The 16,436-nt window shown below is 60.6% G+C and carries 13 protein-coding genes; 7 read left to right on the plus strand and 6 right to left on the minus strand.

The window, feature by feature from the left end; translation table 11 throughout:
* Positions 1–369: 369 nt before the first annotated feature.
* On the minus strand, positions 370–1,104 hold the full coding sequence (locus GTQ41_RS09095) for a phosphoadenylyl-sulfate reductase (protein ID WP_047292986.1): 735 nt from the start codon (positions 1,102–1,104) through the stop codon (positions 370–372).
* 163 nt (positions 1,105–1,267) lie between these two features.
* Between GTQ41_RS09095 and thrH the strand changes: the two genes are divergently transcribed.
* A complete protein-coding gene (thrH, locus tag GTQ41_RS09100) occupies positions 1,268–1,885 on the plus strand; it encodes a bifunctional phosphoserine phosphatase/homoserine phosphotransferase ThrH (RefSeq protein ID WP_041067615.1) in 618 nt (205 codons plus the stop codon).
* A gap of 118 nt (positions 1,886–2,003) precedes the next feature.
* Here the strand turns inward: thrH and pabB are convergent, their stop codons facing one another.
* The 4 genes from pabB to GTQ41_RS09120 form a co-directional block, all read right to left on the minus strand.
* Positions 2,004–3,347, minus strand: a complete 1,344-nt coding sequence (gene pabB / locus GTQ41_RS09105; protein ID WP_047292988.1) for an aminodeoxychorismate synthase component I — start codon at positions 3,345–3,347, stop codon at positions 2,004–2,006.
* Positions 3,348–3,558: 211 nt separating this feature from the next.
* Positions 3,559–4,545 carry an alpha-L-glutamate ligase-like protein gene (locus GTQ41_RS09110; RefSeq protein WP_041067621.1) on the minus strand — a complete coding sequence of 329 codons (987 nt, stop codon included), beginning with the start codon at positions 4,543–4,545 and terminating at the stop codon, positions 3,559–3,561.
* Complete coding sequence (locus GTQ41_RS09115) at positions 4,545–6,080, minus strand: inactive transglutaminase family protein (RefSeq protein WP_047292989.1); 1,536 nt, start codon at positions 6,078–6,080, stop codon at positions 4,545–4,547. The genes GTQ41_RS09110 and GTQ41_RS09115 overlap by 1 nt, the downstream gene beginning before the upstream one ends.
* Positions 6,081–6,085: 5 nt before the next feature.
* Positions 6,086–6,622 (minus strand): ATP-dependent zinc protease, encoded by a 537-nt coding sequence (locus GTQ41_RS09120; RefSeq protein ID WP_025110318.1) that lies wholly within the window; start codon positions 6,620–6,622, stop codon positions 6,086–6,088.
* Positions 6,623–6,913: 291 nt separating this feature from the next.
* On the opposite strand from GTQ41_RS09120, the gene GTQ41_RS09125 reads away from it, so the two are divergent.
* The 6 genes from GTQ41_RS09125 to prpD all read left to right on the plus strand — a co-directional run bounded on the left by GTQ41_RS09125 (position 6,914) and on the right by prpD (position 15,489).
* Positions 6,914–7,636: a GntR family transcriptional regulator gene (locus GTQ41_RS09125; protein ID WP_174377155.1), complete on the plus strand. Its 723-nt coding sequence runs from the start codon at positions 6,914–6,916 to the stop codon at positions 7,634–7,636.
* Positions 7,633–8,523: a methylisocitrate lyase gene (gene prpB, locus GTQ41_RS09130; protein WP_041067638.1), complete on the plus strand. Its 891-nt coding sequence runs from the start codon at positions 7,633–7,635 to the stop codon at positions 8,521–8,523. The genes GTQ41_RS09125 and prpB overlap by 4 nt, the downstream gene beginning before the upstream one ends.
* Before the next feature lie 146 nt (positions 8,524–8,669).
* Positions 8,670–9,797, plus strand: a complete 1,128-nt coding sequence (gene prpC / locus GTQ41_RS09135; protein ID WP_047292992.1) for a 2-methylcitrate synthase — start codon at positions 8,670–8,672, stop codon at positions 9,795–9,797.
* A gap of 173 nt (positions 9,798–9,970) precedes the next feature.
* The gene (gene acnD, locus GTQ41_RS09140; protein WP_047292993.1) at positions 9,971–12,565 is read left to right on the plus strand and encodes a Fe/S-dependent 2-methylisocitrate dehydratase AcnD; all 2,595 of its coding nucleotides are present in this window, start codon (positions 9,971–9,973) and stop codon (positions 12,563–12,565) included.
* A gap of 54 nt (positions 12,566–12,619) precedes the next feature.
* On the plus strand, positions 12,620–13,822 hold the full coding sequence (gene prpF, locus GTQ41_RS09145; protein ID WP_047292994.1) for a 2-methylaconitate cis-trans isomerase PrpF: 1,203 nt from the start codon (positions 12,620–12,622) through the stop codon (positions 13,820–13,822).
* 182 nt (positions 13,823–14,004) lie between these two features.
* Positions 14,005–15,489: a 2-methylcitrate dehydratase gene (prpD, locus tag GTQ41_RS09150; RefSeq protein ID WP_047292995.1), complete on the plus strand. Its 1,485-nt coding sequence runs from the start codon at positions 14,005–14,007 to the stop codon at positions 15,487–15,489.
* A gap of 104 nt (positions 15,490–15,593) precedes the next feature.
* On the opposite strand, the gene GTQ41_RS09155 is transcribed toward prpD, so the two are convergent.
* The gene (locus tag GTQ41_RS09155) at positions 15,594–16,412 is read right to left on the minus strand and encodes a pyruvate, water dikinase regulatory protein (RefSeq protein WP_007960912.1); all 819 of its coding nucleotides are present in this window, start codon (positions 16,410–16,412) and stop codon (positions 15,594–15,596) included.
* Positions 16,413–16,436 lie beyond the last annotated feature (24 nt).

The following is a 16,436-nucleotide window of genomic DNA, read 5'->3' on the forward strand; positions in this document are numbered from 1 at the left end:
AATTAGCGATCTATGGAGCGCTGCGCTCATTTCGAAAAGTTATCAATGAACGCTAAGTGGTTGAAAATATTTGGTTATAAATTGACCGATTGAACAGGTATTTATTTTTTGCGGGGGATTTTGCGGAGGTGGCAAGACAGAGGCGTTTTGCCAAGGGATGTAACTTTTCAGGGCGTGAAAACAAAAAGTGCACACATAAATGGCACCGATGGTGACATTCGTGTGTACACATTTTTAAGGTCGCGCAGGTGCAAAAAAGTGGGAGCGAGCCTGCTCGCGAATGCGTTGGATCAGTCAGCGAAGATGTCGACTGAGATTCCGCATTCGCGAGCAGGCTCGCTCCCACAGGGATGTCAATGGATTTGGAAATCAGGCCTTGCTGATGATATTCCCCGCATGCAGCCCGCACTCTTTCTGCGTGGCTTCTTCCCACCACCAGCGGCCTTCGCGTTCGTGCTGGTTCGGCAGGACCGGGCGGGTGCAGGGTTCGCAGCCGATGCTGATGAAGCCGCGCTCATGCAGGCTGTTGTAGGGCAGCTCGAGCATGCGGATGTAGCCCCAGATCTCTTCGCTGGTCATTTGCGCCAGCGGGTTGAATTTGTACAGGGTGCGTTCCGGGGTTGAGAACGCGGTGTCGATTTCCAGCACCGCCACGGCGCTGCGGGTGCCCGGGCTCTGGTCGCGGCGCTGGCCGGTGGCCCAGGCTTTGACGCCAGACAGTTTGCGGCGCAGTGGCTCGATCTTGCGGATGCCGCAGCATTCGCCATGACCGTCCCTGTAGAAGCTGAACAGGCCTTTTTCCTTCACGAAAGGTTCGAGTTTCGTGTAGTCCGGCGACACCAGTTCGATATCGATCTTGTAGTGCTCGCGCACCTGATCGATGAAGCGATAGGTTTCCGGATGCAGGCGGCCGGTGTCGAGGCTGAACACCTTGACGTTCTTGTTCAGCTTCCAGGCCATGTCCACCAGCACCACATCCTCGGCGCCACTGAAAGAGATCCACAGTTCATCACCGAACTCGGCGAACGCGAGTTTCAGGATGTCCTGGGCGGATTTGTTGGCATAGGTCGTGGCGAGTTCCACGACATCGAACGTTGGGCTCATCAGGGCGGCTTCCTACAGGTCGGTGGCGCTGGGCGCTCTATATGGCGCCGATGGTAACAAAAAGCGGCGGAGTAAGGGGCGCCCGCTGCGTTGCGCGGTCGCGGGGGAGTCGCTAGAGTTCGGGCTCGCTCGACTCGATAATCACTACAAACGGGAGTGTCTTGTGGAAATTGCTTGCCTGGATCTTGAAGGGGTACTGGTACCGGAAATCTGGATCGCCTTCGCCGAAAAAACCGGAATCGAATCCCTCAAGGCCACGACCCGGGACATTCCCGATTACGACGTGCTGATGAAGCAGCGTCTGCGCATCCTCGACGAGCACGGCCTGAAGCTCTCGGACATTCAGGAAGTGATCGCCACCCTCAAGCCGCTGGACGGCGCGGTGGAGTTCGTTGACTGGCTGCGCGAGCGCTTCCAGGTGGTGATTCTCTCGGACACCTTCTACGAATTCTCCCAGCCGCTGATGCGCCAACTGGGCTTCCCGACCTTGCTCTGCCATCGCCTGATCACTGACGACAGTGGGCGGGTGACCAGTTATCAACTGCGTCAGAAAGACCCCAAGCGTCAGTCGGTACTGGCATTCAAGAGCCTGTACTACCGAGTGATTGCGGCGGGCGATTCGTACAACGATACGAGCATGCTCGGCGAGGCGGACGCGGGGATTCTGTTCCATGCGCCGGACAACGTGATTCGCGAGTTCCCGCAGTTCCCGGCGGTGCATACGTTTGCCGAGCTGAAGCAGGAGTTCCTCAAGGCTTCGAACCGCGACCTGTCCTTGTAACCCTCAATCCCTCTGTAGGAGCTGCCGAAGGCTGCGATCTTTTGATCTTGATCTTGATTGTTTAAAAACAGGATCAAAAGATCGCAGCCTTCGGCAGCTCCTACAGGGGTTGCGTCATTCAGAGGTTTTGCAGGGTTTCGAGGAGGATTCGGACCTTGGTAATCGACTCCTGATACTCCGCCTGCCAATCCGAATCAGCCACGATCCCGCCACCCCCCCAGCAACACACCTGCCCATCCTTGACCAACAGACTGCGAATCGCGATGGAGCTGTCCATCTCGCCGCGTACGTCCAGGTACAGCAGCGAGCCGCAATACAACCCGCGTCGCGTCGGCTCCAGTTCGTCGATGATCTGCATCGCGCGGATCTTCGGGGCGCCGGTGATCGAGCCGCCGGGGAAGCTGCCGGCGATCAGGTCGAGTGCGTCGCGGTCATCCGCCAGTTCCCCGGTCACGCTGCTGACCAGGTGATGCACGTTCGGATAGCTTTCCAGGCTGAACAGCTCCGGTACCCGCACCGAGCCGATGCGGCAGGTGCGGCCGAGGTCGTTGCGCAGCAGGTCGACGATCATCAGGTTTTCCGCGCGATCCTTGGGGCTGGCCAGCAGTTCGGCGGCGTTGGCCGCGTCTTCGGCAGGCGTCAGGCCGCGCGGGCGAGTGCCTTTGATCGGGCGGGTTTCCACCTGGCGCTGGCTGACTTTGACGAAGCGCTCTGGCGACAGGCTCAACACCGCGTCGCCGTCGGGCAGGCTTTGGAAACCGGAAAACGGTGTCGGGCAAGCCTCGCGCAACGCGCAGTAGGCCAGCCATGGATCGCCTTGGCAGGTTGCGCGGAAACGCTGGGCGAAGTTGACCTGATAGCAGTCGCCGGCCTGGATGTACTGGTGAATGCGCTCCAGTGCCTGGCGATAGTCGTCCGGCGAAAGATCGGCAGTCATCGGCGTGTGCAGCTTGAACGGCGTCAGCGGCGCTGAGATTGGTTGGCTGAACAGCGCAATCAGCCGTTGCCGCTCGCTGTCGGCCAGTGACGGGTGAAACACCAATTGACTGGTGGCGGTCTGGTGATCGCTGATCAGCGCCCAGTCGTACAGGCCGAACCGCGCGTCGGGCAGTTGCAGATCGTCCCGGGCCAGGCTCGGCAGATTCTCGAGATGTCGGCCGAAGTCGTAGCTCAGATAGCCGATCAGGCCGCCGGCGAAAGGCAGGTCATATTCGGCAGGCAGTTGCGCTTCGCCCAGGCGAGTCAGATTATCCCGCAGGCGTTGCAGGAATACGTCGCCGCTTTCATCGGGCAACACCGCCAGTTGTGCCAGCGGCCAGGCGCTGAGCAGGTCATAACGGCCACGGTCGGCACTTGGCCGGCCGCTGTCGAGCAGCACGGCGCCGGGTGCATGGCGGATGGCCGCGAAGTAGTCGGCGGGGTTGGCACGGTAGGGCAGCGGGTGTACGGAACAGGTCAACATGGGCGGGGCAGATCGGCCATCGAGGCGGGGTGGGGATTGTAGTCCTCTGCGGGAATTGCTCCTAGAGGGGATGTCGGGGATTGGCAGATCCGCAGCGGCTGACGAGCAACCTGTGGCGAGGGAGCTTGCTCCCGTTGGAGTGCGAAGCGCTCCCCAAAAATCTTACGACTGCTGCGCAGCCGAGGGGGAGCAAGCTCCCTCGCCACAGGGATCAGCCCTCGACCGCCGGAATATGCCCAAACATCTCCTGAGTAAACGCCACCCGTTCCTCGACCGACTCGGTCACGCCACGCGCCTTCAGCTCCTCCAGATGCGCTTCGACTGCATGCGTACGCTGAGTCAGCCCGCAGTCGTTGGCTATCTGGATATTCAGCCCCGGCCGCGCATTCAGTTCGAGAATCAGCGGGCCTTTTTCCTGGTCCAGCACCATGTCCACACCGATGTAGCCCAGGCCGCACAGTTCATAACAGCCGGCGGCGAGTTTCATGAAACCGTCCCAGTAGGGCAGTTGCACGCCGTCCACCGCGTTGGTGGTGTCGGGGTGTTTGTTGATGATGTTGTTCAGCCAGGTGCCGCGCAGGGTCAGGCCGGTGGCGAGATCGACACCGACGCCGATGGCGCCCTGGTGCAGGTTGGCCTTGCCGCCGGACTGACGGGTTGGCAGGCGTAGCATGGCCATCACCGGATAGCCCATCAACACGATGATGCGGATGTCCGGCACGCCTTCGTAGCTGATGCTCTTGAAGATCTGATCCGGGGTCACCCGGTATTCGATCAGCGCGCGGTCGCGGTGGCCGCCCAGCGAATACAGGCCGGTGAGAATGCTCGAGATGTGGTGCTCGAGTTCTTCGTGGGCAAGGATCTTGCCCGAGACCGTGCGATAGCGGCCTTCGAAGCGGTCGGCGATGACGATGATGCCGTCACCGCCCGCACCTTGAGCCGGCTTGATCACGAAATCGTTGCGCCCGCCGATGATCGCGTCGAGCTTGTCGATTTCCTTCTCCGTGGAGATCACGCCATACAGCTCCGGCACATGAATGCCGGCCTCGATCGCGCGCTCCTTGGTGATGATCTTGTCATCGACGATCGGGTACAGGCTGCGCTTGTTGTACTTGAGCACGTAGTCGGCGTTACGCCGATTGATGCCCATGATGCCCCGCGCCTCCAGAGCCTTCCAGGTCTTCCAGAAACCGAACATCAGGCGTCAGCCTTCTTCAGGAAAGCCTTGAAGCGCACCAGTTCGGTCAGGCGGTAACCGCGATAGCGACCCATCGCCAGCATGAAACCGACCAGAATCAGCAGGATCGCCGGGAAGGTAAACACGAAGTACACCAGCTCCGGCACGGTCATGATCAGGTGGGCCAGCGAGGCGGCGAACAGGGTGCCGATCGCCACTTTCATGGCATGGCTGGCGCCGCGTTCTTCCCAGGTGATCGACAGGCGTTCGATGGTCATGGTCAGAATCACCATCGGGAACAGCGCCACCGACAAGCCACGCTCCAGCCCCAGCTTGTGGCTGAACAGGCTGATGGCGGCAATCAGGACTACCACGAAGGTCAACACCACCGACAGGCGCGGCAGCATCTGCAGCTTCAGGTGTTCCAGGTACGACCGTAAGGACAGGCCCAGCGCGGTGATCACGGTAAACAGCAGGATGCCGAAGCCCAGTTGCGTTTCGCGGAAGGCCAGGGCGATCAGCACCGGGGTAAAGGTGCCGAGGGTCTGCAGGCCGATCAGGTTGCGCAGGATCAGGATCACCAGCACGCCGATCGGGATCATCACCATGATCATGAACGTCTGCTGGGTCTGCAGCGGCAGGCCGTACAACGAGTATTCGAGGAAGTTGGCATCGGTGTTTTCGTCGGTCAGCTTGGCCAGACGAATCGCGTTCATCTCGCTGTTGTTCAGGCTGAAGGTCACGTTGGCTTTCTTCGCGCCGTCGACGGTGATCAGGTTTTCATCACCGGTCCACCACAGCAGACGGTCGGTCGGCAGGCCTTGCTCACCGGTTTCCGGATTGAAGTACAGCCAGTCGTTGCCATTGAAGCTGCGCAGCCACAGCTCCGGGGTTTGCGGTTGATCGGCAACGAGGCGGATGGTATGGACTTTTTCTACCGGCACGTGGGCGATCGACAACAGCAGTTCGACGATCTTCGCCTTGTGCGGCGTTGACGGGTCGCCGGCCAGCAGCAGTTTGACGTTATCGTCGTTGACGTTGTTGACGCGTTTGATCGCTTCGCCGATGAAGGTCTCGACGTCGGCCGAGTGCTGGCGGATCGGTGCGAGCAGGGCTTCTGCGGCGATTTTTTCCGGGCCTTCGATGGCGATGCTGTCGCGGAAGGTCGGGCCTTTGATCTTGGATTTTTCTGCGGTATAGCGTTTGGTCAGCACCAGACGGTAATAAAGGGTCTGGTTGCCCTTGGCCCGGCGCGCGGACCAGGTGACCTTGCGGTTGCCGTCGACGCGGTTGACCGCCACGCCGTAATTATTGGAGATAAAGCTTTCGTTGAGGCTGACGTAATCGCGGCTCAGCGGCGGCACGAACATCTGGACTTTCACCGGATCCTTGGTGCTGGCGATGAACTCGACTTTGGCGTCGATGTTCCACAGGTCGTCGGTAGCGTCTTCGGTCACCGGGATGCCGAGCACGAAAATCTGATAGGCCGTAACCGAAACGCCCAGGAGCACCAGAATGGTGATCAGGATTTTCAGGTGGAAGGTTAGAGAACGCATGGAAATTACTCGGCGGTATGAGCGGCGATGGTGCAGGCGGGTTTGCCGGCAGCGTATTTAAGACTGGGGTCGACCAGCGCGTCGAAGCGTTTCAGCGCTTCGGAGCCGATCAAAAGCGGGTATTGGAACGCACTACGGTCGGTCAGGTTCACTTCGATGCTGCGCAGCGCCGTGCCCATGCAGATGTCCAGCTCGATCACCGGACGCGCGGTGTACTTCTTGCCTTCTTCCGGGTCGTAGTCGCCAGCGCGGCGCTTGATCTTGCTGACCCGGGCCAGCGGCCGTTCGATCGGGTGCGAATGCGCAGCGTCGATCGCCAGGTAGAAACGTACCCACGACTCGCCATTGCGTTTGAAGCGTTTAATGTCGCGGGCACTCAGTGAGGCGGTTTTGGCGCCGGTGTCGAGTTTGGCCGCGACTTGCAGATTGATGCCGTCAAGCGATGCATATTCGTTGAGGCCGTACACGGTTTTTTCCCCCGCCGCGGCGAGGCCGGGCAGGCAAAACAGCGCAAAAAATGTGGGGAAGGGCTTGAGTCTCATAAATCCTGGTGCGCAGCGTTCCGTTTACGGTTCAGGTTCCTGGCAAAACTTGCGCAAGCGCCTGCGTGTGCCTATCAGCTTTTTATGACAAGCCGTACAAATGGCCAGCAAATGCGGGCGGCATTCTAGCACGGTGGTTTTATGGCGCCAGCGCTCGCGCCGGTCTATAACCCTTGGGGTTGTTGGAGAGGGTTATTAGACGATTGTCGACAATGTGGATTTATCCTTTGACTGGTGCGGGCTAATTGGCTAGTTTTTGCCGCATTGGATTTGAAGGTGTCGACAATCATGCTGGATCAACTCGATCCCCCGGTCATCAGCGGCGACGATTCCGAGACGCTCTCGGAAAACGTCTTCCGGCGCATCCAGGCGGCCATCGTCAAAGGTGAGATCGCCCCCGGCAGCAAGATCTCCGAGCCGGAGCTGGCGCGCACCTACGGCATCAGCCGCGGGCCGCTGCGCGAGGCCATTCATCGGCTCGAAGGTCAACGCCTGCTGGTGCGCGTACCGCATGTCGGCGCGCGAGTGGTGTCGCTCAGCCATGCCGAATTGCTCGAACTCTACGAAATCCGCGAATCCCTTGAAGGCATGGCCTGCCGTCTGGCGGCCGAGCGCATGAGCGTCGAAGACATCGACGAACTGCGCCGGGTGCTGGAAACCCACGAGCGCGACGCGGCGTTTCAGGCCGGCGTCGGCTATTACCAGCAGGAAGGCGATTTCGACTTTCACTATCGAATCATTCAGGGCAGCGGCAATCGCACCCTGACCCAGATGCTCTGCGGCGAGTTGTATCAACTGGTGCGCATGTACCGCATCCAGTTTTCCACCACGCCCAATCGGCCACGTCAGGCGTTTGCCGAACACCACCGGATTCTCGATGCCATCGCCGACCGTGACGGCGAGCTCGCGGAATTGTTGATGCGCCGCCACATCGGCGCCTCGAAACGCAACATCGCCCGTCATTACCAGGACGGCGCCGACAATAAGACAGCCACTGAACGAGGTGAGTCATGAGTTCCAAGCAGAACACTCCAGGCCAGCGTTTCCGCGATGCAGTCGCCAGCGAGCATCCATTGCAGGTGGTCGGCGCGATCAACGCCAACCATGCGCTGCTGGCCAAGCGTGCCGGTTTCAAGGCGATCTACCTGTCCGGTGGCGGGGTGGCCGCAGGCTCGCTCGGCGTGCCGGACCTGGGCATCACCGGCCTGGATGACGTGCTGACTGACGTGCGGCGCATTACCGACGTCTGCGACTTGCCGCTGCTGGTGGACGTCGACACCGGTTTCGGCGCCTCGGCGTTCAACGTGGCGCGCACCGTGAAGTCGATGATCAAGTTCGGCGCGGCGGCGATTCACATCGAAGACCAGGTCGGCGCCAAGCGCTGCGGCCACCGTCCGAACAAGGAAATCGTCACCCAGCAGGAAATGGTCGACCGCATCAAGGCAGCGGTCGATGCCCGTACCGATGACAGCTTTGTGATCATGGCGCGCACTGACGCGCTGGCGGTTGAAGGCCTGGAGTCGGCACTGGATCGCGCCGCCGCGTGCATCGAGGCCGGCGCCGACATGATCTTCCCGGAAGCCATCACCGAACTTGAGATGTACAAGCTGTTCGCCAACCGCGTGAAGGCACCGATCCTCGCCAACATCACCGAGTTCGGCTCGACACCGCTGTACACCACCGAGCAACTGGCTGGCGCCGATGTGTCGCTGGTGCTGTACCCGCTGTCGGCGTTCCGCGCGATGAACAAGGCCGCGGAAAACGTCTACACCGCGATCCGCCGCGACGGCACCCAGCAGAATGTCATCGACACCATGCAGACACGCATGGAGCTTTACGATCGCATCGACTACCACACCTTCGAGCAGAAGCTCGATGCGTTGTTTGCCGCTAAAAAATAAAGGCGAAGATCAAAAGATCGCAGCCTCGTTTCACTCGACAGCTCCTACAGGAACGCGGTCGATGCAGGAGCTGCCGAAGGCTGCGATCTTTTGCCAACAACACCGTAATTGCAGATTCCCTAACAAATTCAAGATTGGAGACAGCAATGGCCGAAGCAAAAGTACTCAGTGGCGCCGGGCTCCGGGGCCAGGTTGCCGGGCAAACCGCACTGTCCACCGTGGGCCAGGCCGGTGCCGGGCTGACTTATCGCGGCTACGACGTGCGTGAACTGGCAGCCGACGCGCAGTTCGAAGAAGTGGCGTACCTGCTGCTGTACGGCGAACTGCCGACCCAGGCGCAACTCGACGCCTACCAGCAAAAGCTGAGCAAGCTGCGCGATCTGCCGCCAGCACTGAAAGAAGTGCTCGAACGCATCCCTGCCGACGCTCACCCGATGGACGTCATGCGCACCGGTTGTTCGTTCCTCGGCAACCTCGAACCGGAGAAAGATTTCTCCGAGCAGCGCGACAAGACCGATCGTCTGCTCGCCGCTTTCCCGGCGATCATGTGCTACTGGTATCGCTTCAGTCACGACGGCAAACGCATCAACTGCGTCAGTGATGAGCCATCGATTGGCGGCCACTTCCTGCACCTGTTGCACGACAAGAAACCGAGCGAACTGCACGTCAAAGTGATGAACGTGTCGCTGATCCTCTACGCCGAACACGAATTCAACGCTTCGACGTTTACCGCTCGTGTTTGCGCATCGACCCTGTCCGACCTGTATTCCTGCGTCACCGCGGCCATCGGTTCGTTGCGCGGCCCGCTGCACGGCGGCGCCAACGAAGCGGCGATGGAAATGATCGAGCGCTTCTCGTCGCCGGAAGAGGCGATCAAGGGCACCCTCGGCATGCTGGAGCGCAAGGACAAGATCATGGGCTTCGGCCACGCGATCTATAAGGACAGCGATCCGCGCAACGAGGTGATCAAGGGCTGGTCGAAAAAACTCGCTGACGAAGTCGGTGACAAGGTGTTGTTCGCGGTTTCCGAAGCCATCGACAAGACCATGTGGGAGCAGAAGAAACTGTTCCCCAATGCCGACTTCTACCATGCCTCGGCGTATCACTTCATGGGCATCCCGACCAAGCTGTTCACGCCGATTTTCGTCTGCTCGCGCCTGACCGGCTGGGCCGCGCACGTGTTCGAACAGCGTGCCAACAACCGCATCATCCGTCCGAGCGCCGAGTACGTCGGCGTTGAACAGCGCAAGTTCGTGCCAATCGAACGTCGCTGAATGGTGAGGGCCAGCCACAAAGCGCAACCCCTGTAGGAGCTGCCGAAGGCTGCGATCTTTTGATTTTGTTTTTCAAGATCAAGATCAAAAGATCGCAGCCTTCGGCAGCTCCTACAGGGGGGCGGTGTGGAGGGCTCTCCCTTTGAAACCACCGTGACCCGAGTCCTGACCCGATGAACACAGCATTCCGCAAAAACCTGCCCGGCAGTTCCCTGGATTATTTCGACGTCCGTACGGCGGTCGAGGCGATTCAGCCCGGCAGCTACGACACCCTGCCGTACACCTCCCGCGTGCTGGCGGAGAACCTGGTGCGTCGCTGCGACCCGGCCACGCTCACCGACTCCCTCAAGCAACTGATCGAACGCAAGCGCGACCTCGACTTCCCGTGGTTCCCGGCGCGCGTGGTCTGCCACGACATTCTCGGCCAGACCGCGCTCGTGGACCTCGCTGGCCTGCGTGACGCGATTGCCCAGCAGGGTGGCGACCCGGCGCAAGTCAACCCGGTGGTGCCGACGCAACTGATCGTCGACCACTCGCTGGCGGTGGAAGCGGGCGGTTTCGACAAGCAGGCGTTCGAGAAGAACCGCGCCATCGAAGACCGGCGCAACGAAGACCGTTTCCACTTCATCAACTGGACCAAAAAGGCCTTCAAGAACGTCGACGTGATCCCGCCGGGCAACGGCATCATGCACCAGATCAACCTGGAGAAAATGTCTCCGGTGATCCAGGTGCGCGACGGCGTGGCGTTCCCCGACACCTGCGTCGGCACCGACAGCCACACCCCGCACGTCGATGCACTGGGCGTGATCGCCATCGGCGTCGGTGGCCTCGAAGCCGAGAGCGTGATGCTCGGCCGCGCCTCGTGGATGCGCCTGCCGGAAAGCGTCGGCGTTGAACTGACCGGCAAGCTGCAACCGGGCATCACCGCCACCGACATGGTGCTGGCCCTGACCGAGTACCTGCGCAAACAGAAAGTCGTTGGCGCCTGGCTGGAGTTCTTCGGCGAAGGTGCCTCCGCGCTGACCCTTGGCGACCGTGCGACCATCTCCAACATGGCCCCGGAATACGGCGCCACGGCGGCGATGTTCTACATCGACCAGCAGACCATCGACTACCTGAAACTCACCGGGCGTGAAGACCAGCAAGTGCAGTTGGTCGAGCAGTACGCCAGACTCAACGGCTTGTGGGCCGACAGCCTGAAAGGCGCGCAATATGAGCGTGGCCTGAGTTTCGATCTGTCTTCGGTGGTGCGCAACATGGCCGGCCCGAGCAACCCGCACGCCCGTGTGGCGGTAGCGGATCTGGCGGCCAAAGGCATCTCCGGGCAGTGGGACGACGTGCCGGGGCAAATGCCTGACGGCGCGGTGATCATCGCCGCGATCACCAGCTGCACCAATACCAGCAACCCGCGCAACGTGATCGCCGCCGGCCTCTTGGCGCGTAACGCCAACAAGCTGGGGCTGACGCGCAAGCCATGGGTCAAATCCTCGCTGGCGCCGGGTTCGAAAACCGTAGCGCTGTACCTCGACGAAGCGGGGCTGACCACGGAGCTGGAACAACTCGGTTTCGGCGTCGTCGCGTTTGCCTGTACCACCTGCAACGGCATGTCCGGCGCACTCGATCCGGTGATCCAGCAAGAGATCATCGACCGCGATCTGTATGCGACTGCTGTGCTCTCCGGCAACCGCAACTTCGACGGCCGCATTCACCCGTACGCCAAACAGGCGTTCCTCGCGTCGCCGCCGCTGGTGGTCGCTTACGCCATCGCCGGGACCATCCGTTTCGACATTGAAAAAGACGTGCTCGGCGTGGTCGATGGCAAGGAAATCCGCCTGAAAGACATCTGGCCGAGCGACGAAGAAATCGACGCCGTGGTGAAATCTTCGGTCAAGCCTGAGCAGTTCCGGCAGGTCTACATACCGATGTTCGCCATCCACGAAGACACCGGCCCGAAAGTCGCGCCGCTGTATGACTGGCGCGAGATGAGCACCTACATCCGTCGGCCGCCGTACTGGGAAGGCGCACTGGCCGGGGCGCGTCCGCTGAAGGGCATGCGCCCGCTGGCGGTGCTGCCGGACAACATCACCACCGACCACCTGTCGCCCTCCAACGCGATCATGCTCGACAGCGCCGCCGGCGAATACCTGGCGAAGATGGGTCTGCCGGAAGAAGACTTCAACTCCTACGCCACGCACCGTGGCGACCACTTGACCGCGCAACGCGCAACCTTCGCCAACCCGAAACTGTTCAACGAAATGGTCCAGGAAAACGGCAAGGTCAAGCAGGGTTCGCTGGCGCGGGTCGAGCCGGAAGGCAAGGTGATGCGCATGTGGGAAGCCATCGAAACCTACATGGAGCGCAAGCAGCCGCTGATCATCATTGCCGGCGCCGATTACGGTCAGGGTTCGTCCCGCGACTGGGCGGCGAAGGGCGTGCGTCTGGCGGGTGTCGAAGCGATCGTCGCCGAAGGCTTCGAGCGTATCCACCGCACCAACCTGGTGGGCATGGGCGTGTTGCCGCTGGAGTTCAAACCGGGCACCGACCGTCACACGCTGGCCATCGACGGCAGCGAAACCTACGACGTGATCGGCGCCCGCACCCCGCGTGCCGACCTGACGCTGGTAATCCACCGCAAGAATGGCGAGCACGTTGAAGTGCCGGTGACCTGCCGCCTCGACACCGCAGAAGAAGTGTCGATCTACGAGGCCGGCGGCGTGTTGCAACGCTTCGCCCAGGACTTCCTTGAAGAGTCGGCGGTTGCCGTTTAAAACAAGTTAAGCGACCAAGGGATGATGAATCCCTTGGTCCTTTGAGGAACAACCATGGCTCACGCAGCTAATTTCGCACCGCAGATCAAAATACCCGCCACCTACATGCGCGGCGGCACCAGCAAAGGCGTGTTTTTCAGCCTCAAGGATCTTCCCGAAGCCGCGCAGATTCCCGGCCCGGCCCGCGATGCCTTGCTGCTGCGGGTAATCGGCAGCCCCGACCCTTACGACAAACAGATCGACGGCATGGGCGGCGCCACCTCGAGCACCAGCAAAACCGTGATCCTGTCGAAAAGCATCAAGGCTGATCACGACGTCGATTACCTGTTCGGTCAGGTCTCCATCGACAAACCGTTCGTGGACTGGAGCGGCAACTGCGGCAACCTCTCGGCAGCGGTCGGTTCGTTCGCCATCAGCAACGGTCTGGTGGAGGCCAGCCGCATTCCGCACAACGGTGTCGCGGTGGTGCGCGTGTGGCAGGCCAACATCGGCAAGACCATCATCGCCCATGTGCCGATCACCAACGGCGAAGTGCAGGAGACCGGTGATTTCGAACTCGACGGCGTGACCTTTCCGGCCGCCGAAGTGCAGGTCGAATTCATGGACCCGGCGGCGGAAGAAGAGGGCGGCGGCGGTTCGATGTTCCCCACCGGCAACCTGATCGATCAGCTGGAGGTGCCGGGTGTCGGGACGTTCCAGGCGACCATGATCAACGCCGGGATCCCGACGATTTTCGTCAACGCCGCAGACATCGGCTACACCGGCACCGAGCTGCAAGGCGCGATCAACAGCGACCCGAAAGCGCTGCAGATGTTCGAAACCATCCGCGCCTACGGTGCGTTGCGCATGGGCCTGATTTCGACTCTGGATGAAGCAGCGAAGCGGCAGCACACGCCGAAAGTCGCGTTCGTCGCCAAACCTGCGGATTACGTCGCGTCCAGCGGCAAATCGATTGCTGCCGCTGATGTCGATCTGCTGGTGCGTGCATTGTCGATGGGCAAACTGCACCACGCGATGATGGGCACGGCAGCGGTGGCGATCGGCACGGCGGCGGCGATTTCCGGGACGCTGGTGAATCTTGCGGCGGGCGGTATCGAACGCAATGCCGTGCGCTTCGGCCACCCGTCCGGGACCTTGCGCGTCGGTGCCGAAGCCAGCCTGGAAAACGGTGAGTGGGTGGTGAAAAAAGCCATCATGAGTCGCAGTGCGCGCGTCCTCATGGAAGGCTACGTGCGCATCCCTGGCGACTCCTTCTGAATCCAACACCGAACAGAACTGTAGGAGCTGCCGCAGGCTGCGATCTTTTGATCTTGATCTTGAAAAGCAAAATCAAAAGATCGCAGCCTTCGGCAGCTCCTACAGAGATTGCTTTTCAAAAATAAAAATCCATCGCCTGAACCGAGGTCCCATCAACGAACCACTGCCAGAGTGAATCGAACATGAGCGCCAACGTCGACCTGAACAACCGCCCCGACTACGACCGTGTCCTGCAGGACATCGCCGATTACGTCCTCACCTTCAACATCGAATCTGCCGAAGCCCTCGACACCGCCCGCAACTGCCTGATGGACACGTTGGGCTGTGGCCTGCTGGCGCTGCGGTTCCCCGAATGCACGAAACACCTCGGCCCCATTGTCGAGGGCACTGTCGTGCCGTTCGGGGCGCGGGTGCCTGGCACTCCCTATCGCCTGGATCCGGTGAAAGCCGCGTGGGACATCGGCTGCATCGTGCGCTGGCTCGATTACAACGACACCTGGCTCGCGGCCGAATGGGGGCATCCGTCGGACAACCTCGGCGGGATTCTCGCGGTGGCCGATCACCTGTCGCAGAAGCGTGTCGCCAACGGCGAAGCGCCACTGACCGTGCGCGACGTGCTCGAAGCAATGATCATGGCCCACGAGATTCAAGGCGTGATAGCCCTGGAAAATTCCTTCAACCGCGTCGGCCTCGACCATGTGTTGCTGGTGAAAGTCGCCTCCACAGCCGTCACCGCGAAACTGATGGGCGCCAATCGCGAGCAGCTGCTGTCGGCGTTGTCCCATGCCTTCGCCGATGGTCAGGCCTTGCGCACTTATCGTCATGCGCCGAACGCCGGGTCGCGCAAGTCCTGGGCGGCGGGGGATGCGACCAGCCGCGGCGTGCGTCTGGCCGACATCGCCCTGCGTGGCGAGATGGGCGTTCCCGGGGTGTTGACGGCCAAACAGTGGGGCTTCTATGACGTGTCGTTCAGCCACACCAACAACGATCTGGCGCTCAAGCCGGAGGGCAAACGCACCTTCAGTTTTTCGCGGCCCTACGGCAGTTACGTGATGGAAAACGTGCTGTTCAAGATCAGCTTCCCCGCCGAATTCCACGCGCAAACGGCCTGCGAAGCGGCGGTGACCTTGCATCCGTTGGTGCGCAACCGCTTGCATGAGATCGACCGCATCGTCATCACCACCCATGAGTCAGCGATTCGCATCATCTCCAAGGTCGGACCGCTGGCCAACGCCGCCGACCGCGATCACTGCCTGCAGTACATGACCGCCGTGCCGCTGGCGTTCGGCAATCTGCTGGCCGAGCAGTACGAGGACGACTTCCACGCCGCGCACCCGATCATCGATGTGCTGCGCGAGAAAATGGTCATCGTCGAAGACCCGCGTTTCACCCGCGAATACCTGGAGGCTGACAAGCGCTCGATCGCCAACGCGGTGCAGGTGTTTTTCAAGGATGGATCGAGCACCGAGAACGTGGTGGTCGAATACCCGATCGGCCACCGTCGGCGCCGGGTCGAAGGTATTCCATTGCTGGAGGACAAGTTCAAGGCGAATCTGCTGACCCGATTCACTGCGCAGCGCAGCGGCGAGATCTTCGCATTGTGCAAGAATCAGGCGCAGCTTGAAGCGACCCCCGTGAATCGTTTCATCGACCTGTTCGTCATTTGAAGCCAAACACTGTAGGAGCTGCCGCAGGCTGCGATCTTTTGATTTTTTCAGATCAACATCAAAAGATCGCCGCCTGCGGCAGCTCCTACAGGAGGCGAGTGGTGTTACTTGAAACGCCGCTCGACGCCTTTCTCCACCAGAATCTTCGCCGAAATCTCTTCCACCGAAAAATGCGTGGAGTTGATGTGCGGGATGTTTTCGCGGCGGAACAGGTTTTCCACTTCGCGCACTTCGAATTCGCACTGGGCGTAGCTCGAATAACGACTGTTGGGCTTGCGCTCGTTACGGATCGCGGTGAGGCGATCGGGGTCGATGGTCAAGCCGAACAGCTTGTGCTGATGGGCGCGCAGGGCGGTTGGCAGGGTCAGGCGCTCCATGTCGTCTTCGGTCAACGGGTAGTTGGCCGCGCGAATGCCGAATTGCATCGCCATGTACAGGCACGTCGGCGTCTTACCACATCGCGACACGCCCACTAGTATCAGGTCGGCCTTGTCGTAATAGTGGGTGCGTGCGCCGTCATCGTTGTCGAGAGCGAAGTTCACCGCTTCGATGCGCTCCATGTAATTGGAGTTGTGGCCGATCGAATGCGACTTGCCGACGGTGTAGGAGGAATGTTCGGTCAGCTCCTGTTCGAGCGGGGCGAGGAAGGTCGAGAAAATGTCGATCATGAAACCATTGGACGTTGCGAGAATCTCACGGATGTCCTGATTGACGATGGTGTCGAAGATGATCGGGCGAAAGCCGTCGGTTTCAGCGGCTTTGTTGATTTGTTGTACCATGGCCCGCGCTTTGTCCGCGTTGTCGATATACGGCCGCGTGAGCTTGGTGAAGGTAATGTTTTCGAACTGCGCCAGAAGGCTTTGACCCAGGGTTTCGGCGGTAATGCCGGTGCCATCGGAGATAAAGAAAGCAGATCGTTTCATTTGCACCTTGGGCCTTAAGCTAAT

Source organism: Pseudomonas sp. AN-B15, assembly GCF_019056475.1.
Lineage (GTDB): Bacteria > Pseudomonadota > Gammaproteobacteria > Pseudomonadales > Pseudomonadaceae > Aquipseudomonas > Aquipseudomonas parakoreensis.